Origin of the sequence: Neobacillus sp. PS3-40, assembly GCF_030915485.1 — a bacterium.
In the GTDB taxonomy this organism is placed as follows: domain Bacteria; phylum Bacillota; class Bacilli; order Bacillales; family Cytobacillaceae; genus JAUZPL01.
The window spans coordinates 1,224,640-1,247,804 of record NZ_CP133266.1; the positions used below are offsets into that span (position 1 = coordinate 1,224,640).

Sequence of the window (23,165 nt, forward strand, 5' to 3'; positions counted from 1 at the left end):
CAGGAGGGTATTTATTCTGAAAAGAAAAACCGCAGGAATCTGCGGTTTATACTTGTGGGTGATCAGAGTATTTTTTCTTTTCTTTAACGGTTTTAATGACACCTTTTTTCTTAAGTTCTTTAGCTTTCATGACTACCCAAAGGGAAGCAGCAACAAAGATGGATGAATACACACCTATTAATAAACCAACAAGTAATGCAATAGAGAAATTGCTAATAGATGGACTGCCGAAAATGAGTAATGCGAGAACGGTAACTAAAACTGTTCCAACTGTATTTAGAGAACGAGTTAATGTTTGACGAATACTTTGATTTACAACATCAACAATATCCTGGAATGTTTTCAGGCGCTTCTTCTTGTGCATATTTTCCCGCATCCGGTCAAATGTCACAATCGTATCATGAATCGAGTAACCAATAATGGTTAAAACGGCTGCAATAAAATTCAAATCTACTTCAAGCCGTGTAATACTGAAAAAGGTAACCATGAAGAAAGCATCATGAAGCATTGCAATGATCGCCGCAATAGCCATATACATTTCAAATCGAAGGGAAACATAGATGATGATTCCAATTGATGCATATAACAGGGCATAAATTGCATTTTTTGCAAGCTCTTTTCCAATCGTAGGAGACACTGTGCTAACACTTATATTATCTGCTCCGAGTTCCTTAGTAAACGTAGTTCTAAGATTTGCAATTTCCTCTTTATTTAGAACCCCTATAAAACGCGCTGCTGCATTTTGCTTTTTATCTCCTGAAATGACAATGTCATCTGTTTTGAGGTCCAATTTATTAAAGACTGTTTGCAGTTTTTTCGTTGTTAGTGGTGTATTCGATTGAATATCAACCCTTGTACCACTTGAAAAATCAATAGAAAGATTTAAACGGAAAACAAGTAATAAAACAAGTCCAACTCCAATAAGAATCCCAGAAAAGACGAAAAACTTTTTCCGATGCTTCACAAAATCAAATTTATCAAATTTAGTTGGAAGATCTAATGTATCAAAATTTTGGTTGAGATCGTGTATTTCAGATTGTTTCACACCAAACCAGCTTGCTTTTTTATTTAAGAATTTACTATTTACCCAAAGTCCAAGCAATAGGCGTGAACCGTAAACTGCTGTGATAAAACTCAAGATAACACTCAGGATTAACATGGTAGCAAACCCTTTTACAGAGCTTGTCCCATAAAAGAATAATACTGAGCCAGCAATAATTGTATTTAAGTTAGAATCTAGGATTGCGGTGAATGCATTCTTTTCACCAGCTTGGAAAGCAGATTTGACTGACTTACCAACTTTTAATTCCTCTTTTATCCGCTCATACGTTATGATATTGGCATCTACTGCCATCCCCACCCCGAGTATGAGTGCCGCAATTCCCGGCAGGGTTAACACACCGTTCATCCAGTCAAATAATAATAGGATTAAATAAATATAAATACTTAATGAGACAACAGCAATAAGTCCAGGGAAACGGTAATATACAAGCATAAATAAGAAGATGATGATAACACCAATGATACCAGCAACGACCGTTTCATGTAATGCTTGTGTTCCAAACTTTGCTCCTACAGAATTTGAATAAACTTCTTTCAGTTTAACAGGAAGTGCTCCTGCATTTAAAAGTGATGATAACGTTTGAGCCTCTTTCACAGTAAAACTACCAACAATTGATACTGTATCTTGGTTAAATACTTCTTTAACTGTAGGTGCTGATAAAAAATTAGGATCTTTCTTGGTAACTTCATTTTTAAAGGAATCTTTTCCTTTAACATAATCAAGCCAAATTACAAGTTCATTATTTGGAGCCATATTAACTATTTTTTGTGTAACATCACGGAATTTGCTAGCACTCTTTAATTTAAGAGATACACTTGGCTTTCCGTTTTCATCAAATGTTTGTTTCGCTCCATTTTGAGCCAGATCCGTTCCGTCCATCATTAGACGGTCATTAGCATCACGGAACGTTAAATTTGCTTGGGTAGACAAAATTTTCCGCGCTTCATTTTGATCTTCAACACCGGCAAGCTGAACACGAATTCGGTTCTTACCTTCAATTTGAATGCTCGGCTCACTTACTCCAAGGACATTTATACGTCTATCAAGTGCTTCGGCTGTACTAGCCAACGCAGCTTTGTCAATTTTTTGTCCTTTTTTAGCTGGATGGACTTCGTACAATACTTCAAAACCACCTTGAAGATCCAAACCAAGCTTTAGATTTTTAACAATATTTTTAGTTGTGCCACCGAGCACACTTCCTGCCAGTAAGATAATCAGCAAGAAAGCAACGATTCTACTACGTTTAACCATTATGTACTGCTCCTCCTTTGACTTAGATAAGCCGACTTTCATATAAAAGTTATCCTAAAAGACCATTATTTCTATTATGAAATAAGATAGGAAACCTGTCAATTTCTCCAAAGTGGAAAATAATTATTTTAGCAGCATTTTCCATTCATTTTCACCTTTTAGTAATAATTCCGGTGACTTATATGCCTCGATTGTTGCAAAACTCATATAATCACTAACTTTAATTGATAAAATATCTTGAACAATTTCGAACAGTTTTTTATCATCCTTTACTTTCTTCCACTTCTTTCTAATGAGGTATTCCCAAAGCTCTTTTTCAGAAATGGTATTGTAACCAAGCATTTGAAATTCATCAAGCTTACTTCTCAAAGCTGGCTTTACTCGAATGCGAAAATGTTCGTATTCATGGTCTATTTTCAAAATAGCGCCTCCCCATTACAAAAGATTTCCAATATTAAAAAATACTCCTGCTTGTCATGCTTTGTCCATCTCAATGCATATAGTTAATTGTATATGAATTCACCTATTTTGAGAAGGTGGGAAGTGGAATGTCAAAATTTTTAAGAGGAACCTTCATCTTGCTTATTGCAGGCTTAATTACAAGATTATTAGGATTCATCAATAGAATCGTCATTGCCCGAAGTATTGGTGAAGAGGGCGTTGGCTTGCATATGATGGTTTTCCCAACATTTATTCTTGTAGTTACACTTACTCAACTCGGGCTTCCGGTTGCTATTTCTAAAAATATTGCAGAAGCAGAAGCAAGAAAAGATTATGCAGAAATAAAAAAAATCCTTGTGGTTTCTCTAACTACAACTATTTCATTATCCATTATTTTTACACCTGCTCTAATTCTACTAGCGCCTTATCTCTCACAAACGCTCTTTACAGACCCAAGAACCTATTATCCTTTAATAGCCATTGCTCCTGTTGTACCAATTATTGCAGTTTCTTCCGTGTTAAGAGGGTATTTTCAGGGCAGACAAAACATGCGGCCCTCAGCTAATTCACAAATTTTAGAACAAGTTGTCCGAATCTCGTTAATTGCAGTCATGACCAAAGCATTCCTACCCTACGGAGTGGAATATGCAGCTGCAGCGGTAATGATATCTTCCGTTATTGGCGAACTTGTTTCATTGCTCTACCTAATGACAACATTTAAATTAAAAAAGCGCTTTAGGCTGCGCAAGAATTTTTTCCAATATGTTCATTCTGGCAGAAAAACATTTAACGAACTTATGGCAATTGCGATTCCAACCACCGGTAGTAGATTGATTGGTTCCATATCATGGTTTTTTGAACCTATTGTAGTGTCACATAGTCTCGCAATTGCAGGAATTGCAGCTGCTGCAGCTACAAAGCAATATGGGTCACTTACTGGTTATGCAATGCCCTTATTAATGCTTCCATCATTTATAACTAATTCATTAGCCATCTCACTAGTTCCTGCTATAAGTGAGGCCAATTCTCAAAATGACCACAAGATAATTGAGTATAGACTACAACAAGCCTTAAGACTAGCTTTGTTAAGTGGAGGACTAGCCGTTATTGTGTTGTATGTTTTGGCAGACCCTTTAATGAAACTCATGTATGGCTCTACAAAAGGTTCTGATTTTATCAGGTTAATGGCACCATTCTTTTTATTTTATTATTATCAGGGCCCCTTGCAGGCCGTATTACAGGCATTAAATTTAGCACGAGCGGCAATGATTAATAGTCTAATTGGAGCAATTGTAAAGACAGCCGTTATTTTTTTACTTGCAACGCAGGCTTCTTTTGGGATAAATGGTGCTGCTCTAGGGATAATGGTTGGTTTTGTTTTGGTCACCGTCCTCCATTTTGCAACCGTATTAAAAAGAATCCCCTTTTCCTTTTACATTCGTGAATATTTTAAGGCTTTTTTCATAATGGGGATTTCAGGTTGGTTAGGCTACTGGTTATATCAAAACACCCTCGTTGATCAACATTTGATCATTCGAGTACTTACATCAATGACGGGAATGTCTGTTTTCTACTTCATTTTGTTGCTCTTGCTAGGACTTTTGAAAAAAAATGAGGTTAAACGAATTCCATGGATTGGAAAACCATTATCAAAATGGGTTTTACGTTAAAGAAAACTCGCCGATTGGCGAGCCCCTAAGGGCGATGGCAGAGGCGTAGTTGCCCTTATGCGCTAGCAGAATTTATGGATATAAATTCTGATTAGCTAAAGAAAACTTGGCTAGCGCCAAGCCTTAGCGCCGGCGATTGCCTAGTTGCACTTATGCGATTTGAGTGCTGATTATTTATCAACGATTGTTACTTACTTTAGTGCGTTAACAAAGATATACTTTCTTATAAGCTAAAAACAAAGACATACACATTGTGTGTGTCTTTTCTTTATTCATCTAACATATCTATGAAAAACTTTCCATTTTCAAAGCTGCAAAAAGAAACCTTTTTTATTTCATTATACCCTTTCTTTTTTAATTCCTGCCTGAGCCAGAAGTTTGTCTTGTTAATCCTTTGTAGGTTGTCTTCATTTATGTCCCCGTCAATTATTAAAGGGATCGTTATATCCCCACTTATTGTATTATTATTCTCATCTTTTTCCTTTTCAATAATTGACAATTTTCCTGATGACTCCAAAATGGCAAATTCAACATCGGTGATACTACGAATATCCTTTTCCCGTAATTGCATCATAAGATCATCAAAATTATAACGCTGTTTTCGCATCGCGTTTTCATCAATTCTACCTTTATTAATAATAATTGTAGGCTTCCCATCAACAAAATCTCGAAACCGTTTGCTTTTTAGAGAAATCAACGCAGTCGTGATCTGAATTAGCATTAGCAGTGACATTGGCAAAATTGTATGAATAAGGGGGTCTTTCGTATCCTCAATTGCAACAACACCCATTTCAGCAATCATGATAAATACAACCAAGTCCAAGATACTCAATTCCCCTATTTCTCTCTTACCCATTAATCGAAAGATAATAAATATAAGTACATACAGAAATATTGTTCGAAAAATTATAATAAAATGTTCTTCCACTTATTGTCGCCCCTTTTCCTCTTATTTATTTTAATCAAAGGAGTGAAAAAGATAATAGGAATATAATTCCAATATTTCCGAAAATGATATACCTGTTTTGTAATCCTTAACCAATTGAAAAAATTCAATTCTATTTTCAATTCATCTGAATATGCTTGTACTAGGAAGAAAACTGTCTATCTTATGAAAACACTTAGGATAGACAGGAACCAATAATAAGCCTTAAAAGGTAACAGAAGGGGGAGAATAAAAATCGAATCAAAAAGCTTTGGAACATCCGTACTTTACGGGCTCATTTTTATTTTTTTATTTGCAGCACTTAGCAGCTTGATTTTTTCCTTTATTCTTAGATTTACTTCCGTACGGGAAATATCACTTCAATACATTATTACAGCCATTTCATTTATCGGGCTGTTTGGAGGCGGATTTTTGTCCGGTGGAAAAGGAAAACAAAAAGGATGGCTAATCGGGGGATTAACGGGATTAATCTATTCTTTAATTGTATTTTTGTTTCAATATTTAGGATATGACCGCCTTTTTACTGGAGAGCAAATTATTTATCATATTTGTTACACATTGATTGCCATGATGGGTGGAATACTGGGCGTAAATATGTCATCAAATTCCCGGACTGCATAATAGAAAAAGGAAGCCTCAAAGGCTTCCTTTTTCTATAAGTATCTATCTTGATCAGTCTTTCTTAGCTAGCTTATCTTCTGGTGCAGACTCAACTACATCACGGATAGCAGAGCGCTCATATGTTAAGCGACTACCGTCTCCACATTTAATGACGGCCTTATTGTCATCAATAGAATCTATAAAACCATGTAATCCACCAATAGTGACGATTTTATCACCTTTTTTAAGATCACTTTGCATTTGTTTTACTGCCTTTTGACGTTTTTGCTGTGGGCGAATTAATAAGAAATAAAACAACACAAACATCAAAATCAAAGGTAAAATAGTGCCAATTCCTTGCATCTTGTTTCCCTCCTTTCAAACTACATCTATTAGAAATTTTTCGCGTCAGGCTTATTAAAGCCATAACGTTCAAAAAATTCTTCTCTAAAATCACCAAGCCGGTCTTCCCTAATGGCTTGTCTGATTTTCTCCATTAATCTTAACAGAAAATAGAGATTATGGTAAGACGTTAATCGAATTCCAAAAGTTTCTTCACATCGGATCAAATGGCGGATGTACGCCCGACTATAGTTTCGGCATGTATAACAATCGCAATTTTCATCAATCGGCCCGAAATCACGTGCGTATTTCGCGTTTTTAACAACAAGTCTACCATTGCTTGTCATCAGCGTTCCATTTCTCGCAATTCTTGTCGGTAACACACAATCAAACATATCAATTCCGCGGATCGAACCATCAATTAAGGAATCTGGCGAGCCAACACCCATTAAATAACGTGGTTTATTGGTTGGCAACAATGGGGTCGTAAACTCAAGAACACGATTCATAACATCTTTTGGTTCTCCAACTGATAGCCCCCCAACAGCATAGCCTGGAAAATCAAGTGAAACAAGATCTTTGGCACTATGCTTCCGAAGTTCTTCGTACTCGCCACCCTGAACTATTCCAAACAGACCTTGATCCTGTGGACGCTGATGCCCTTTTAGACACCTTTCAGCCCATCTTGAAGTCCGTTCTACTGATTTTTTCATATATTCAAATGTAGCCGGAAATGGCGGGCATTCATCAAATGCCATCATAATATCTGATCCTAATGCATTTTGTATTTCCATTGCCTTTTCAGGTGATAAAAATAGCTTATCACCATTTAAATGATTCCGAAAATGAACTCCTTCTTCTTCAATTTTTCGGAATTCACTTAAACTAAAAACTTGAAATCCACCTGAATCGGTTAGAATGGCTCGATCCCAATTCATAAATTTATGAAGACCACCTGCTTCTTTCACAATCTCGTGCCCAGGACGAAGCCATAAATGGTAGGTGTTGCTTAAAATAATGCCAGAGCCCATTTCTTTTAAATCTTCAGGGGCCATAGTCTTTACTGTTGCAAGTGTTCCAACTGGCATAAATGCAGGTGTATCGAAAGAACCATGCGGTGTATGGACACGGCCGAGTCGTGCTCCAGTTTGTTTACATGTTTTGATAAATTCGTAGCGTATGGCGGTCAAAACTCTCTTTCCCCTTCCATTTGTTATCTTTCTTAGATGATTAACATAGCATCACCAAAGCTAAAGAACCGATATCGTTCACTAACAGCGGTGTTATAGGCATGCAGTACATTTTCTCTTCCTGCTAATGCACTAACTAGCATGATTAAAGTTGATTTAGGTAAATGAAAATTTGTGATCATTCCATCAATCGCTTTAAACTCATACCCAGGATAAATAAATATATTTGTCCAGCCACTGCCATCAGTAAATTGTCCATTATTTGCGGAAGCAATCGTTTCAAGGGTTCTTGTAGAGGTGGTGCCAACCGTGATAATACGTCCTCCGTTGCTTCTTACTGCATTAAGCAAATCTGCCGTATCTTTTGTCACCGTATAAAACTCCGAGTGCATATCATGTTCCAAAACATCCTCTACACTCACAGGTCTAAATGTACCCAAACCAACATGTAATGTAATGAAAGCAATATGGACGCCCATTCCCCTAATCTCATCCATAAGAGAATCAGTGAAATGGAGTCCAGCTGTTGGGGCTGCGGCAGAACCAGGCTCACGTGCAAAAACAGTCTGGTATCTTTCACGATCATCTAACTGCTCTTTAATATAGGGCGGAAGAGGCATTTCGCCTAATTGATCTAATACTTCATAGAAAATCCCCTCAAAATGAAACTGAAAGGTTCTTCCTCCATGTTCAGAAGTCTCCGTACATACTGCTTTCAAGAGTCCTTCTCCAAAATCAATTTCCGTTCCTTCTTTAACCCTTTTTGCCGGCTTCACAAGTGTTTCCCATTTGTCATTTTCAAGTTGCTTTAAAAGTAAAATTTCAATTTTAGCGCCAGTATCCTTTTTCACCCCAAAAAGTCGGGCAGGAAGCACTCTTGTATCATTTAAAACAAGGCAGTCGCCTGCTTGTAGATATTCCTTAATGTCTTTAAAAATTGTATGCTTTAGATCACCAGTATTTTTGTTTAAAACCATTAATCGACTATCAGTTCGATTTTTCAGCGGAACTTGAGCGATTAATTCTTCAGGCAAATCAAAATCAAATAATTCTACTTTCATCAATGACACCCTACCTATATTTCTTAAGTATTAAAGATATTCCTATTACTCATTAGGAATATCCAAGTGAAAATGGTGATAGGCCAGTTCCGTAACCATTCTTCCTCGAGGCGTTCTTTGCAAAAAGCCAATTTGCAGCAAATATGGCTCATAAACGTCTTCAATGGTGTCTGACTCTTCCCCAATCGTTGCAGCAATCGTATCAAGACCAACCGGTCCACCGCGAAACTTTGAAATAATCTCCATTATAAGCTTGTGATCAATATGATCAAGGCCAAGCCGGTCAACTTGCAATAATTCGAGTGCTTCGTTTGCTAGTTCGAGATTGATTATACCGTTTGCCTTTACTTGAGCAAAATCCCTTACTCTACGGAGTAAACGGTTAGCAATCCTTGGTGTTCCTCGTGACCTTCTCGCGATTTCAGTTGCAGCGTGACTGTCTATTTCTGTCTCAAACACCTCCGAGGTTCTAAGGACAATACTCATCAATTGATCTTCCTTATAATACTCGAGACGGCTCAAAACTCCAAATCGATCCCGAAGTGGAGCAGATATTGCCCCTGCTCTTGTCGTTGCCCCTACAAGTGTAAATGGTGGCAAATCAAGGCGGACAGATCGGGCGCTTGGCCCCTTACCAATTACAATATCGAGGCAAAAATCTTCCATTGCAGGATATAAAACCTCTTCAATAGATCTTGGCAATCTGTGTATTTCATCAATAAATAAGACATCACCTGGCTCAAGTGCTGTAAGAATTGCCGCCAAATCTCCCGGTCTTTCGATTGCAGGGCCCGATGTCGTTCGAATATTTACGCCCATTTCATTGGCAATGATCGTCGCCAGTGTCGTTTTTCCTAAGCCAGGAGGGCCATATAAAAGTACATGGTCTAAAGTCTCATGCCTTAGTTTTGCAGCTTCAATAAAAATTTCTAAATTAGCCTTTACTTTATCTTGTCCTATGTATTGCTTCAAGTTTTTAGGCCGAAGGCTTTGTTCAAGCGATATATCGTTTAGGTCTGCCTCACCCGAAATAATTCGTTCTTCCAAGAATCATCACCTTATTTTAATAGCCGTTGAAGGGCCTTTTTAATATATTGATCAGTTGATAGCTGTTCTTTTTTTAATTCAGGAGATATTTTTTTTATCTCCTTTTCCGTATATCCAAGTGCCTTTAATGCTAAAACTGCTTCCTCAAAGGCAGCGAATCTAGTTTCATTTTGAACTAAAGTTTCATTTGCATTAAACAAATTCGGAAAACAGTCAGGTACAATATTATGGAGTTTTCCTTTTAAATCTAATATCATTTGTCTAGCTGTTTTTTTGCCCACACCTGGAAATTTAATGAGGAAACCCTCATCTTCATTTTCAATTGCTTGGACCACCTGCTGCACTTCCCCAGATGCAAGAATGGCAAGTGCCCCTTTTGGACCGATTCCAGAAACATTTAATAATTTTGTAAACAGCCTTTTTTCTTCCCTTGTTTCAAAACCATAAAGTGCTAGCAGATCTTCCCTTACATATTGATAAGTAAATACTGTTACCTTATTTTCAATTTTACTCGAATATATAAATGGATTTGGCGTTGCGATTTGAAAGCCAATCCCATTATTTTCGATCACTATGTATTCAGGACCTACAAACTCTAGTGTGCCTTTAATAAATTCATACAATTCGCTTCTCTCCTCAAGCTTGTTGTATTACATTCTATCATACAATTTTCAGCTTGATAAAATAAATAACTAAAAACCAGGCTGACATGTCAGTCTGGTTTTACGGGAAGAATGCATGTAACGTTAATTTCCTTGCAAGTCATTTGTTGAATATGGCTTAAATGTCTCTAATACCTCTACATAGTGATCCTTTGTTTTAATGGGGATCCCATGAATAAGCTCTTCCTGTTTTTTACTCTCAAGTTTTTTTATATCTATTTGGAAAAAGGATTGAATAATTCTTGATCGTTCGGGCTTACCATTAAAAATGCTCAAAACACCTTCATGAGTCACTCCAAAAAAACCATTTGCCTTCAAAAGTGGAGAAATGTCATCGACATTCTTTCTAAAAGTAACTTTTGTTTCGTTAACATCAACAAGCTGCCACTGATCATATTTTGCCCAAAATTCTTTTAATGACGAGACAGACTCATTGACCACCTCTTCACTTACTTCACCATCAAGATAAATTCTCTCGAAGACAACCTTCAAATAAAGGGGTTCCCCATTTTGTTGTAGATGAAAGGTGTCCATTTTTGCGGCAGAACCAACCATAATAATTCCAGTACCCTGAACAATAAACATGATGAGAAAAACAGTAATTGCAGCAATAAAAGTTCGCAGAACAACTGTCAGCTTGATTCTCATACATGATCACCTCTAATTTCTTTAAAATATCACCATTCCTTTTAGTTTAGCCTCTATTTCTATATTTATCCTTTTTGAAAAATAAATGCTACTATTTGAAAAAAAGCTCTTTTATTATGATGTATGCTAGCTAAAAAAGAGGACGGCATTTGCCATCCCCAAATTAGAAGCATTTATTACTTTGCTCCACCCTCACGCAAATCATTATTTATAAATCGATCCCGGCTGAGAGTTCCTTCATCCGTTAGAATGGTTACCGATCTTCCATCTGTGTAAGGCCGAATCGCCTTTCGAATGGCTTGCTTGGTTTTTTCAGCCTTGCTTTTATCATTTAGATGTACAGAGATTAAAACAGATGAACCAAAAACAACAGAGCGAACATCTCGGACATTTTTGATGTTTGCAGTCTTCGTTCTTATTTGATCAGATATTTTTCCAAGAGTTTTTGGATCAGCTGAAAAGCCTACATTTCTTTGATTTAAATGTCCAGAATAATTAGCATCACTTATGCTAAAACGATTATCATGTTGAGAGAAGTTTCGATCATCAGTAGCAAGTGGTGCGGTTGGAATTGGAGGATTACCATTTTTATCCTTCACCTGTACTAGCCTACTTTTTTGATTTTGAACTATTTTCCCCTCTGCACCAAGGCTGTGATCCATCATTTCTGTTAGTGGACCATCATTATCTGATAATAAGGCATTAGTTTGATTAGGGTGATTTTCATTCGAATAATAACCGATCGGCCGAGCATTATCATTGTAACGTTCATTAACACCAGCTCGGTTATTCCCAGCACACCCAGCCATTCCAATAACCATTATTAAAGCGGAAACAGGAAGCAACCATTTTGATCTTTTCAAGCGAAAAACCTCCCCTAAGCTTCATGAGCATTAACGCACTGCTCACATATTAGGTTGTAACATCAAAGGAGGTTTCATTCTGTTTTGAAAAAATTGGCATTCGCCATGTATTTTGGTAAATACCAATTTTTTATTTTTATTATTGGTTCTTTTTGTAATGTTATTTTTTAACATAAATCCATTAAAAACAGAGTAGGCCAGGAAGTTAATGTTGTTTTAGTTTGCTTATTTTATCCTTTAGCTTTTTCACAAATTGCCTTCTCAAATAAAACTGATCAAGAGTTAATTCGATTACCTGTTTATATTTATAAGAATCAGTGTTTGTATTTTCTCGGATCAGTCGATTCCATTCTCGAAAAATATCGGCAGGAAAGGCTAATGCATACAAAAACGCTTCTTCATTCAAATATTTTTGAATTTGTTTATGTTTTGAAAGATATTCATATGACCAATCAACAAATGGGAGGATTCGATTGGCATATTGTAAAATATCTATACATTCAGGACCAATACTGATTAAATCATAATCAATTAAGTTTAAATTTCCTTTGGAGTCCCTTAAAAAATTATGATGAGCAACATCCCCGTGCAGAATGACATGTGGTTTCTTCAGAAAAAAATCATCCGTTTCTTTCATACCGTCTAGTGACCAATTTGCCCATTCCAACATTTCATTAATGAAGGGATCTTGCAAAAAGTATCGTAGCATTGGTATATTTCGAGAAAAAATAGTTGAACGTTCTGTCCATTTTGATTGAATTTTGCTTAAGGAAAGCAATGTTTTATATCTTGGGGCAATCGTTGCTGTTATTTGATGAAATTCTTCTAACAAATCAAGTCCTTCCATCCGATTATTGTACGTTCGATACGAAAATGAATTCTCATTTGGCTTAATGTATTCCATGCAACCGAAATATTTTCCTTCAAAAAAAAGTGGTTCTTTAAATAGATCTTGCAAATATATATATGATTTTGTAAAACCTTCGTTACGGAGTGTTGCTGTGAATACCTCTTGCAGTTTAAGCTTACGATTTGAGGAATATCCCTTAATAATATACGTTTTTTTCGTAGTTTTAACTAAGAAAACTGCATCTCTAATGGTCACCATTTTAACAATTTTTTCTTTAAATTGCTGGTTTAAATGGGAAAGGAGACGATTGAAATAATCATCTCCTCCTCTTTTTTTAATAGTCATTGCTCTCATCATCATAGCGTGGCATGGAGTAAGAGTTTGCACCCATTGGTCCCATTCCATATGGGTTCATATAAGGAGGTTGGGCCACATTTATTGGAGCTGAATATGGTGCTGAATAAATGGGTGGAGTTGTAGGTACAAAGTTTTGTGCTGCAGATGGTGCACCGCAACCGCAATCTCCTAATGCTCCAGTTCCTACAGGCATTTGACTTTGAGCAGGATATGACTGTACTCCCATTTGCGGCATTGACATGGAAGGCGATTCATATTCAGAGCTCATTCCCTGAGGAAAAGATCCTGCTTGTGGATATCCGTAAGGCATTTGACCACCATACGGAGATACCATTGCAGGATTTACATATCCAGGTCCTGGTACAGTTGGTGACTGACCATACCCGCCGGGATAGTAAGGACTTGGTGTATAACCCGGGTAGGCACCTGTAGGCATTCCCTGATAACCAGGATACATGCCTGCTGGTATCCCTGTGTATCCAGGATTTTGACCTGCTTGGTAGCCTGCTGGCATTTCTCCATATCCTGGATTTACTCCTCCTGGGTAGCCTGCTGGCACTTCTCCATACCCCGGATTTGCTCCTGTTGGGTAGCCTGCTGGCACTTCTCCATACCCCGGATTTACTCCTGTTGGGTAGCCTGCTGGCATTTGCCCATACCCTGGATTTACTCCTGTTGGGTAGCCTGCTGGCATTTGCCCATACCCTGGATTTACTCCTGTTGGGTAGCCTGCTGGCATTTCTCCATACTCTGGATTTACTCCTCCTGGGTAGCCTGCTGGCATTTGCTGATAACTTGTAGGCATTTGTGCTGTTGGTGCTATACCTTGCTGCATATATGGCGTTTGAATTGCCTGTGTCCCCATCATTGGGTTCATTGGCATTTGTGGCATAAAGGATGATGACTCGTCATCAAATTGTGGTGCCATATAGGATGCCCCTGCAACAGCTGGAGCAACTCCAGAAGCTGTTGGCATCATACTTGGTGTCATCGGCACAGCTGGAATTGGAGCCTGCTGATATGGTAAATAAGGCTGTACTGGGTATCCACCCATTGGATAAATACATCCTGGTCCAGGCATTACTGGTGACATTGGAACACAATTATCTAGGCACATTGGTTGTTCAACTCCAATCGGCAAACATTCTTCCACTGGTACCTCTTGCTTCGGTACCTCTTTTACCTCTGGAAGTATTACTGGTTTTGGCGGAAGTTGTGGCAACGGCTGTGGCTGTGGCAATGGTTGCGGTAATGGCGGCGGTTGTGGTTGTGGTTGTTGAACATTCAAATTAGCCATGTTCATCATATAATAGTTGTTGATATCAATTTCTGGGATCACTGGTAGTGGCATTTTGGGTATATACGGTACTTTCGGTGCTTCTTTAATAATTGGAGCCTCTTTAATAATTGGCATTTCCTTCTTTGGTGCTTCAACGATTGGTAACGGTTTTGGCTGCTCTTTGGCAAACGGATGCTCGAGTATCGGCATTTCCTTTTTAAACCCTTGATGAATTGGAGCTACCGGTGTTGTCCCTGCAATAGGTGCTTCTTTCTTTATCATTCCACCTGTAGTTGGAACCTTTATTTTCATACCGGGCATAATCATATCAGGGTTACTGAGCTGTGAATTCATTTTTTTCAGCTCTTCAAAATTCACGCCGTACTTCTTGGCGATTTTCCAAAGAGTATCCCCCTTCTGTACGATATGGATCTTCACTCTGATTTCCCTCCTATGGCATAAGTCCATACATTGTATGTGATTATGGGCAAAGTGCTAATGATCTTCACAAAAACTTATGCATTTTTTAAAAAAAATATGATTCTTACTCCTTTGAAAAAATAAAAAGAATGGATGCAAGTTAAAATTTCGCATCCATTCTTCTGGTTTTAAGCATTTCCTTGTATTTTTCAGGGATCATCCTGTTTTTTTGCAATGCCGCTAAAATACTCAAGGTTACTACTCTCCTTTGTCAATCAATACCTTTACGCTAATATCAAGTGCTTTGTATGAATGTGTTAAAAAACCAAGGGAAATATACTGAACTCCTGTATCGCGAAACGATGCTAAATTATTCAATTGAATCCCCCCGGAAGCTTCAGTAATAATTTGATTTGGAACCAATTTAATTAATTCCTTGATTTCATCAGGGGTGCGATTATCGAACATGATGACATCTGCACCAGCGTTTACCGCTTCAATTACTTGTTCCCTCGACTCAGTTTCCACTTCAATTTTCACCATATGCCCAACACTTTTCCGCACTAATTCAACTGCTCTTTTTACCCCGCCTGCAAAAGAAATATGATTATCCTTAATCATGACCCCATCATATAAACCATAGCGATGATTATATCCGCCACCACATCTGACCGCATATTTTTCAAGCATTCGTAGCCCTGGTGTAGTTTTTCTTGTATCACATATTCTTGTAAATGAACTATTTAGGGTTTGGACTGCCTTTTGTGTTAATGTTGCAATTCCACTCATACGCTGAACAAGATTTAGGATTACTCTTTCGCCCTTTAAAAGATCGGTTATTTCCCCAGATGCAGTTGCAAGCTTCTGTCCGACTTTTATTGAATCCCCATCTTTGATAAACAGTTGTACATCTACTTTTGAATTTAAAAGAATAAATCCAGTGTTGATAACTTCTTCCCCACAAAAAATACCCTCTTCTTTGGCTAAAAAGACGATTTTTCCTTTTGTATGATCTGAAAAGAGCAAATCTGTCGTTATATCTTGCTCCCCAATATCTTCAATAAAAAATTGTTCAAGTAGTAAGCGTAGCTTCAATGAGTTCATTTTCGTTTGCCACTTCCCTTTTTTGCTTATGAATAATTATTTTCTTACACCAATTCTCATTATCTTCATAAGGATAATCACTCCTAAAGTGGCCTCCTCGGCTTTCTGTTCGACCTATTGCAGATTCTGTTATTAGGTGAGCAATGAGGCACATGAAAATAGTTGTAATATCTTGAGTAGAATATGAATCTAATTCATTTACTTCAGGAATAGTAAATTGATTTAACCAATTTCTCTGCTTTTCTAGTAGCATTTTAGAACGAACAATGCCAACTCTTTTCATCATCAAATCCTGAATTACATTTATATCTGGAAGAAATGCCTTTCTTTCAGGGATCTGCTTAATGGAGAAAGGCCATTCTGGAAACAGTGGTTTATCAGAGCTTAAATTAATCAATTCAGAAAGTTTTTTCCCCTGATACAGCCCTTCTAATAAGGAATTACTTGCTAAGCGATTGGCACCATGAAGACCTGTACACGCCGTCTCCCCAATGGCAAAAAGCCCATTTATTGAGGTACGGCCTACTAAATCAGTTCTGATTCCACCCATTAAAAAATGACTGCCAGGGGCAACTGGAATTTTTCCCTCTGATACATTAAGCCCATTTTCTCGGCAAATAGCGGTAATCGACGGAAATCTCTTTTCAAAATTTTTAACGGCTTTAATATCTAGGAAGATTTCGTGTCCATTTTGTAAATAGTCAAAGATTGTTTGTGAAACAATATGTCTTGGTGCAAGATCTTTAAAAGGATGAACTCCATCCATTATTGGCGTTCCATCACTAGTTACAAGGATCGCTCCTTCACCTCTTACTGCTTCTGAAATTAGGCCCCTCGTTTCTCCATCTATATATAACAAGGTTGGGTGGAATTGAATAAATTCCATATCCACAATTTCTGCACCAGCTAGATAAGCCATTGCAATCCCATCACCAGTAACAGTTTCTGCGCTCGAAGTAAAACTATAGAGTTGGCCACAGCCTCCAGTAGCAAGGATTACATACTTTCCATAGAATAATTGAATTGTTCCATCTTGATGTTTTGCTTTAACACCTATACAACGATTCTGCTCACGATTTAAAAGCAATTCGTATACAAACACATTTTCTTCTATTTTTACATTTTCTGTTAATTTACTAATCAATAATTCTATTACGTTTTTTCCTGTTGCATCCCCACCACTATGAACAATTCTCTTTTCACTGTGAGCACCTTCCATTCCAAGAAGGAAATCCCCACCTTGGTCTTTATCAAAAATATTTCCTTTCATTGAAATATCATTGATTAGAAAGGGGGCTTCATTTACTATTTGCCGAACAGATTCATTGTCATTGTGAAACCTACCTGCCTCAAGCGTATCTGAAAAATGTTTAGACGGATCGTCATGAATGCCGATTGCTGCAGCAATACCACCTTGTGCTAAGTAAGAATTAGCTTCTGTTACTGTCGACTTTGTGAGAATCCTCACATTTTTATCCCTATTTAAACAAGCTGCCAGTTGTAAAGCAGCGACTCCACTACCAATAATTAGAACATCATCTAGTTCCACTGTTGAACCTCCATTGACAGGTGTCTTGACATATATATTTACATAGATTTAAACTAAATACAAGTTTTTTTCTTTTTAATTTATGGTCCAAAATGGGTTGGAGGAGTTTACATCAATCCTAGTGTTTCTTGGAAACCATTTTTTCCAGAAACTTCCCACGAAAAAGGACTAAGACCAGGTACCATGAATGTACCAGCTATCGCAGCAATGACAGTTGCAGCACAAAGGATTCATAACCAGATCCAACATGACTTTGCTCAATTTCAATTGATGCGTGAAACATTATTAAATGAATTAAATTCAATAATAGGTTATGTTAAGATATATCAGGCACGAGAAAATTCGCAACTTCCTAGTATAATAGGACTTAGTATTGAGGGTATTGAAGGCCAATGGCTTATGCTCGAGTGTAATCGTGCAGGTTTTGCGATTTCTACAGGTAGTGCCTGTCAGGTTGGAATGAAATCTCCTTCAAAAGCTATGGAAGCATTCTGATTAGCAGGAAAAGATGCAAAAGAGTTTATTCGTATTTCTTTTGGCCAATCAGCTAAAATAGAAGATGTACAGAAGCTTGGCCAAAGTATTGTAAATATAGTAAAGAAAACTCGCCGATTGGCGAGCCCTTCAGGGCGATGACAGAGGCGTAGTTGCACTTATGCGCTAGCGGAATTTATAAATATAAATTCTGCTTAGCTAAAAAAATTCAAAACAGCATCAAACTAATTAACTAAACAAAAATATAGGAGTGTTAAATATGACGGACCAAAAGAAATTATTGGGAGAGGAAAGAAGGTCTTGGCTTTTACAAATGCTAAAAGAGACAAGCTCACCTATTACTGGCAGTGAACTTGCAGCTAAGACAAATGTTAGCCGACAAGTGATTGTTGGCGATATTACCCTATTAAAAGCGAAGAATGAACCAATCATGGCAACAAGCCAAGGGTACATTTATTTGAATCATACAGGTGCAACCCCTTCCTATGAGCGGACGATCGCATGCCGCCATACACCTGAGGATGCAGAAAAGGAATTAAATTTACTTGTGGATCACGGCGTGACAGTTAAAGATGTACGAATCGAGCATCCCGTCTATGGGGATTTAATCGCCTCCATCATGGTCTCAAATCGGCAAGAAGTAAAACAATTCATGGAAAAGGTCAAAAGCACAAAGGCATCATTTTTATCTGAATTAACATCAGGAATTCATCTTCACACTATTTCTTCTTCAAGCGAAAAACTCTTGGATAAAGCTGAGGAAGAACTTAAAATCGCAGGCTTCCTAATTGAAGCATAAAAGGACCTTAAAAGTCCTCAGATTGTCGAGAAAGGGGTATTTTTCTCGGCAATTTTTATTTTCTCAGAATCCGAATGCCAAATTTATCAAAGCTCCCTGCAAATGGGCCTGTTGATTTCCGCTCCAGGCACTCGCTTTCCGCGGGGAGGTCCTGAAGCCTCCTCGGCGTTACCGCCTGCGGGGTCTCCAGTGACCTCTATATCCCGCAGGAGTCGAGTGCCCTCCGCTCCAATCAACAGGAGGGGGTAAATCAACTTAAAGTATTGCAACACACTTTTTCCAATTTAGCTAAATGTGTTACAATCTTTTTTATATTTTGGCATGCGGCAGTAAGGAGAGCCTGCTCGGATGTATTCTTCAATCCCGTAACCGGCAATAGCGAAGCCCATGCAGCTCTTCCTGAGTCTGCGAAGCTTCGCTCAATTTTTTCCTTTCTAAATTTATAAAGTATTTTTCCAGATTTAGATAAGCGATTTAACCTTACCTTTTCTTTGTGCTCCTCCCAAACATGTCGTGTTACAACTTTCACTTTATTTTTTGAGCGTGTACATTGGGATAAAAATGGGCAGTTCGTACACTTCTTCGAATCAGATTTGTATTCCCTATATCCCTCACGGGTTGTAGTTTTGTATGTTAATTCTTTGTTTTGGGGCATATGTACAGGTCACGATCTTTATCGTATGTAAATTTCCATTTGGGGAATAAACCAGTAGTAGGATGGTATCTTCTATGGGCAATGACTCCAAAAATTTTCCGATCAGAAAGTCCTTTGCAAATGGGATTTGTAAGATACCCTGAATCTAATGCTACAGCTTCCACCTTAAATCCAAATCGTTGGGCCTGACGGTCCAACCTACTAAGATAGGGAACAAAATCATGAACATTGCCAAGTGTAACATAAACGTCAGTAATTATATTTAACTTTATATCCGTAGTTCGGTGGTCAAGATAACAGAACATTTCTTGTTTATTTTCACGGGACATAAAACCACATTCTGGGTCAGTAGTACTTACACGAATTTCCTTAGTTTCTTTTACTTCGTCCTTTTCTTTTAATGGCTTTTTTCCGTGTTTAAGTCTATCTTCTTCAATCGCCTTGTTTAAGTCATCAAAATATTCTCGAGTATCTACTTCCACTTCTTGTCTCGTAAACTTGTTTTTATTTGCATTTGCCTTTAAATTTATTTATTAGTAAAACGTAAGTTCTTTATTGAAAGACACTCTGTTGATTGGAGTGGAAGGCGCTCGACTCCTGCGGGAGTACGGGGCAGGGGAGATCCCGCAAGCGCTTCAGCGCTGAGGAAGCTCCCCTGCACGCCCGCGGAAAGCGAGCGCCTGGAGCGGAAATCAACAGACCAGTTACAAAGCTAATATACTAATATCATTATAACAAATTAACGCGGTGAATTGTTAAAGAATCTGTGCGAAATAATAAGCTGCCGAAGGGTTTTTCGACAGCCTGAGGACCTTAAAGTTCCTTTTTCTATTTAGTCGATATCAATAATAAAGGAAGAATAACTCCCAAGTACTTTCACATGACAACCAAGTGCTTCCAATTCTAAAATAGCTGCTGGGATAAGAACATCGTCAAGCTTCATGTCGATATCAATAATGAAAAAATAATTTCCAATTCCAGTTTTCATGGGTCTAGATTCAATTTTAGAAAGGTTGATTTTTCTCCAAGCAAATGCAGACAATACTTGATGAAGTGCACCCGCATGGTCAGCGGGGAGGGTTACCATAACGGTCGTTTTATAACCCTTAAACCCATCCTCTTTAAACATAAAATCTTTATTTTTATCTGATAGTACTAGAAAACGTGTATGATTGAAATCAAAATCATGAATATCCCTTTCCACGATTGCTAAGCCGTATTCCTTTGCAGCTAACTCATTTGCAATAGCCGCTGTCTTTTGTTCAGGATGACTTTTCACATGAAGTGCAGCTGCTGCGGTTGAATTTGTAGTTTCATATGGGATACCTTTAAAATGTCTATGTAAAAATTTATGGCACTGCGCAAGAGCATGGGAATGACTATGGATTTTCGAAATATCCTTCCAACTCTCCTTGTTTTCTGGATGAACCATAAAATGTTGCCTGATTGGAGCAGTAATTTCAGCAATAATTGAGAGATTAACCACATGTGTTAAATAATCAAGCGTTATGTTGACAGATCCTTCTAAAGCATTTTCCACGGGAACCACTGCAAAATCTACTTCTTGGTCCACAACTGCATCCATACACTCTGGAATGGTTTGATATGGCTTTAAATTAAATCCTGAAAAAAACTGATTTACAGCTAATTCGGTAAATGTGGCCTTAGGTCCTAAGTATCCAACTTTCACGGCTTTCCCCACTCTCTTAACAATTTTCTATATATAGAAAACTCGCCGATTGGCGAGCCCCTAAGGCGATGACAGAGGCGTAGTTGCACTTATGCGCTAGCAGAATTTATGGATATAAATTCTGATTAGCTAAAGAAAACTTGGCTAGCGCCAAGCTTTAAGGCGCCGGCAATAGCCTAGTTGCACTTATGCGCTAGCAGAGTTTATGGATATAAATTCTAATTAGCTAAAAAATAGGGCTGAGAGCAGCCATTATAATGAACAATGCTACTGTTCATTATGCGCCTGTTCCCAGCACTTCAACTTTTTCGACAAACTCAAGCTTGCGCAAATCACTTAGCAAGTCTTCTATTTCCATTTGGATATCTGATGTGTTTAATGAAAGCGTCACGTTTGCCCTACCTTGCAAAGGAATTGTTTGGTGTATGGTTAGAATATTGCATCCGGAAGAGGCAACCACTCTCAAGAGTTGGGAAAGTGTGCCAGAACGATCCTCAAGATAGAAAAAAAGCGAAATTAAACGTTCATTTTTAATTGTTGAAAAGGGAAAAACAGTATCTCTGTATTTATAATAAGCACTTCTGCTTAAATCAACACGATGTACAGCTTCCCAGACGGATTCCGCCTTTCCCCTTTCAATCATTTCCTTTACCTCAAGCGTCTTTTTCATCGCTTCAGGTAATACATCCTCACGCACTAAATAAAATTTTTTATCGAATTTATCTATCTTCATCTTTTTTCACCTCATTAAGAAAAGCGCAAGCCCCGAAAAAGGTTAACGACTAAAAGCCACCACTCATTTTCTTTGGCTTGCGCTAAACGATTTCTCAAGGTTTAAACACTAAAATTTCTTCTTTTCATTAGAGAGAGACTACTCAATAAATTCGAATTCAAATTCTAATAATCTCACAATGTCCCCGTCTTTTGCACCTTTTTCTCTTAAGGCATCGTCAATTCCAAATCCACGAAGCTGGCGAGAAAAACGACGTACAGATTCTTCTCTTGAAAAGTCTGTCATTTTAAACAGCTTCTCCACTTTTTCGCCTTTCACAACAAATGATCCATCAGAAATTCTTGTAATAGTGAAAGCTTCAGGTTCTGCTTCATGTTTGTAAATAACACGATGTAAACCAGTAACCTCTTCTACCTCTTCCTCAAGAGGGAACTCTGGAGCATCTTCAAGCTTATCGGCAATTGCATATAAAAGGTCTCTAAGCCCATTTCTAGTTATTGCAGAAATCGGATATATTGAATAATCACTTGGCAATTGTTCTTTAAACTTCTGCAAATTCTCTTCTGCTCCCGGCATGTCCATTTTGTTTGCAACAATAATCTGTGGACGCTCAGTTAAGCGCAAATTATATTCCTTCAATTCATTATTAATGGTAACAAAATCATCGTAGGGCTGTCTATTTTCTGTTGCAGCCATATCAATAACATGAACAATAACCCTCGTGCGCTCAATATGCCTTAAAAATTGATGGCCAAGCCCTACTCCAGCATGAGCCCCTTCAATTAACCCTGGCAAATCTGCCATAACAAAGCTCCTGCCATCCTCAGTTTCAACCATCCCAAGGTTTGGAACAATGGTAGTGAAATGGTACTCAGCAATCTTCGGCCTTGCTGAAGAGACGACTGATAACAATGTTGATTTTCCTACACTTGGAAAACCGACAAGACCAACATCAGCTAGTAGCTTTAATTCCAGAGTAACTTCACGCTCTTGTCCTGGCTCCCCATTTTCTGAGAGCTCTGGTGCCGGATTGGTAGGCGTTGCAAATCTAGAGTTGCCTCGGCCTCCACGGCCCCCTTTTGCAATAATGGCACGCTGTTCATGTTCAACTAAATCGGCAATGACTTCCTTAGTCTTATCGTCAACAATAACTGTTCCCGGTGGTACCTTAACAATCATATCTTTGGCATTTCTACCATGCTGATTTTTAGACATCCCGTGTTCGCCACGAGGAGCCTTAAAATGATGCTGATAACGGAAATCCATAAGTGTTCTTAAGCCCTCGTTAACTTCAAAGATAACGTTAGCGCCCTTTCCACCATCTCCACCAGCTGGCCCACCATTTGGTACAAATTTTTCACGGCGGAAAGCAACCATTCCATTGCCTCCGTCTCCGCCTTTTACATAAATTTTCACTTGATCGACAAACATTTTTATTCCTCCCGTCTGC

At 38.0% G+C, this 23,165-nt stretch carries 23 protein-coding genes; 4 read left to right on the forward strand and 19 right to left on the reverse strand.

The window, feature by feature from the left end; genetic code table 11:
- Positions 1–46 precede the first annotated feature (46 nt).
- Complete coding sequence (gene secDF, locus RCG20_RS06320) at positions 47–2,314, reverse strand: protein translocase subunit SecDF (RefSeq protein ID WP_308183387.1); 2,268 nt, start codon at positions 2,312–2,314, stop codon at positions 47–49.
- A 123-nt stretch (positions 2,315–2,437) separates the two neighbouring features.
- On the reverse strand, positions 2,438–2,734 hold the full coding sequence (locus tag RCG20_RS06325; protein ID WP_308183388.1) for a post-transcriptional regulator: 297 nt from the start codon (positions 2,732–2,734) through the stop codon (positions 2,438–2,440).
- 128 nt (positions 2,735–2,862) lie between these two features.
- Here RCG20_RS06325 and spoVB point away from each other — a divergent pair, with 128 nt between their 5' ends.
- Entirely contained in the window at positions 2,863–4,425 is a 1,563-nt protein-coding gene (spoVB, locus tag RCG20_RS06330; protein ID WP_308183389.1) for a stage V sporulation protein B, read from the forward strand.
- Between the two features lie 268 nt (positions 4,426–4,693).
- Here the strand turns inward: spoVB and RCG20_RS06335 are convergent, their stop codons facing one another.
- On the reverse strand, positions 4,694–5,353 hold the full coding sequence (locus tag RCG20_RS06335) for a DUF421 domain-containing protein (protein WP_308183390.1): 660 nt from the start codon (positions 5,351–5,353) through the stop codon (positions 4,694–4,696).
- Between the two features lie 327 nt (positions 5,354–5,680).
- Here RCG20_RS06335 and RCG20_RS06340 point away from each other — a divergent pair, with 327 nt between their 5' ends.
- Entirely contained in the window at positions 5,681–5,992 is a 312-nt protein-coding gene (locus RCG20_RS06340) for a TIGR04086 family membrane protein (protein WP_308183391.1), read from the forward strand.
- Positions 5,993–6,043: 51 nt separating this feature from the next.
- Here RCG20_RS06340 and yajC read toward each other — a convergent pair whose 3' ends face one another.
- The 11 genes from yajC to nadB form a co-directional block, all read right to left on the reverse strand.
- Complete coding sequence (gene yajC, locus RCG20_RS06345) at positions 6,044–6,334, reverse strand: preprotein translocase subunit YajC (protein WP_308183392.1); 291 nt, start codon at positions 6,332–6,334, stop codon at positions 6,044–6,046.
- Between the two features lie 29 nt (positions 6,335–6,363).
- Entirely contained in the window at positions 6,364–7,503 is a 1,140-nt protein-coding gene (gene tgt, locus RCG20_RS06350; protein WP_308183393.1) for a tRNA guanosine(34) transglycosylase Tgt, read from the reverse strand.
- Between the two features lie 32 nt (positions 7,504–7,535).
- Positions 7,536–8,564 carry a tRNA preQ1(34) S-adenosylmethionine ribosyltransferase-isomerase QueA gene (gene queA, locus RCG20_RS06355; protein ID WP_308183394.1) on the reverse strand — a complete coding sequence of 343 codons (1,029 nt, stop codon included), beginning with the start codon at positions 8,562–8,564 and terminating at the stop codon, positions 7,536–7,538.
- A 45-nt stretch (positions 8,565–8,609) separates the two neighbouring features.
- Positions 8,610–9,611 (reverse strand): Holliday junction branch migration DNA helicase RuvB, encoded by a 1,002-nt coding sequence (gene ruvB / locus RCG20_RS06360; protein ID WP_308183395.1) that lies wholly within the window; start codon positions 9,609–9,611, stop codon positions 8,610–8,612.
- A gap of 11 nt (positions 9,612–9,622) precedes the next feature.
- Positions 9,623–10,234 carry a Holliday junction branch migration protein RuvA gene (gene ruvA / locus RCG20_RS06365; protein WP_308183396.1) on the reverse strand — a complete coding sequence of 204 codons (612 nt, stop codon included), beginning with the start codon at positions 10,232–10,234 and terminating at the stop codon, positions 9,623–9,625.
- A gap of 123 nt (positions 10,235–10,357) precedes the next feature.
- Positions 10,358–10,921 carry a BofC C-terminal domain-containing protein gene (locus RCG20_RS06370; protein WP_308183397.1) on the reverse strand — a complete coding sequence of 188 codons (564 nt, stop codon included), beginning with the start codon at positions 10,919–10,921 and terminating at the stop codon, positions 10,358–10,360.
- A gap of 176 nt (positions 10,922–11,097) precedes the next feature.
- A complete protein-coding gene (locus RCG20_RS06375; RefSeq protein WP_308183398.1) occupies positions 11,098–11,784 on the reverse strand; it encodes a YhcN/YlaJ family sporulation lipoprotein in 687 nt (228 codons plus the stop codon).
- Positions 11,785–11,989: 205 nt separating this feature from the next.
- Positions 11,990–12,979, reverse strand: a complete 990-nt coding sequence (locus tag RCG20_RS06380) for a phosphotransferase (RefSeq protein ID WP_308183399.1) — start codon at positions 12,977–12,979, stop codon at positions 11,990–11,992.
- Positions 12,969–14,708, reverse strand: coding sequence for a SafA/ExsA family spore coat assembly protein (gene safA, locus RCG20_RS06385; RefSeq protein ID WP_308183400.1), 1,740 nt, complete (start codon positions 14,706–14,708; stop codon positions 12,969–12,971). The genes RCG20_RS06380 and safA overlap by 11 nt, the downstream gene beginning before the upstream one ends.
- A 240-nt stretch (positions 14,709–14,948) precedes the next feature.
- A complete protein-coding gene (gene nadC / locus RCG20_RS06390; RefSeq protein WP_308183401.1) occupies positions 14,949–15,794 on the reverse strand; it encodes a carboxylating nicotinate-nucleotide diphosphorylase in 846 nt (281 codons plus the stop codon).
- A complete protein-coding gene (gene nadB / locus RCG20_RS06395) occupies positions 15,763–17,343 on the reverse strand; it encodes an L-aspartate oxidase (protein WP_308183402.1) in 1,581 nt (526 codons plus the stop codon). The genes nadC and nadB overlap by 32 nt, the downstream gene beginning before the upstream one ends.
- Positions 17,344–17,526: 183 nt before the next feature.
- Between nadB and RCG20_RS06400 the strand changes: the two genes are divergently transcribed.
- Both RCG20_RS06400 and RCG20_RS06405 read left to right on the forward strand, forming a co-directional pair.
- On the forward strand, positions 17,527–17,838 hold the full coding sequence (locus RCG20_RS06400; RefSeq protein WP_308183403.1) for an aminotransferase class V-fold PLP-dependent enzyme: 312 nt from the start codon (positions 17,527–17,529) through the stop codon (positions 17,836–17,838).
- Between the two features lie 259 nt (positions 17,839–18,097).
- Positions 18,098–18,637 (forward strand): transcription repressor NadR, encoded by a 540-nt coding sequence (locus tag RCG20_RS06405; protein WP_308183404.1) that lies wholly within the window; start codon positions 18,098–18,100, stop codon positions 18,635–18,637.
- A gap of 250 nt (positions 18,638–18,887) precedes the next feature.
- Here the strand turns inward: RCG20_RS06405 and RCG20_RS21750 are convergent, their stop codons facing one another.
- From RCG20_RS21750 to obgE, 5 genes are all read right to left on the reverse strand, one after another.
- Positions 18,888–19,292 carry a transposase gene (locus tag RCG20_RS21750; protein ID WP_374120514.1) on the reverse strand — a complete coding sequence of 135 codons (405 nt, stop codon included), beginning with the start codon at positions 19,290–19,292 and terminating at the stop codon, positions 18,888–18,890.
- A complete protein-coding gene (locus RCG20_RS21755) occupies positions 19,271–19,774 on the reverse strand; it encodes a hypothetical protein (RefSeq protein WP_374120515.1) in 504 nt (167 codons plus the stop codon). Before RCG20_RS21755 ends, RCG20_RS21750 begins: the two co-directional genes overlap by 22 nt.
- A gap of 350 nt (positions 19,775–20,124) precedes the next feature.
- Positions 20,125–20,982, reverse strand: a complete 858-nt coding sequence (pheA, locus tag RCG20_RS06415) for a prephenate dehydratase (protein ID WP_308183405.1) — start codon at positions 20,980–20,982, stop codon at positions 20,125–20,127.
- 277 nt (positions 20,983–21,259) lie between these two features.
- Complete coding sequence (locus RCG20_RS06420) at positions 21,260–21,715, reverse strand: ACT domain-containing protein (protein WP_308183406.1); 456 nt, start codon at positions 21,713–21,715, stop codon at positions 21,260–21,262.
- A gap of 138 nt (positions 21,716–21,853) precedes the next feature.
- On the reverse strand, positions 21,854–23,146 hold the full coding sequence (gene obgE / locus RCG20_RS06425) for a GTPase ObgE (RefSeq protein WP_308183407.1): 1,293 nt from the start codon (positions 23,144–23,146) through the stop codon (positions 21,854–21,856).
- Positions 23,147–23,165 lie beyond the last annotated feature (19 nt).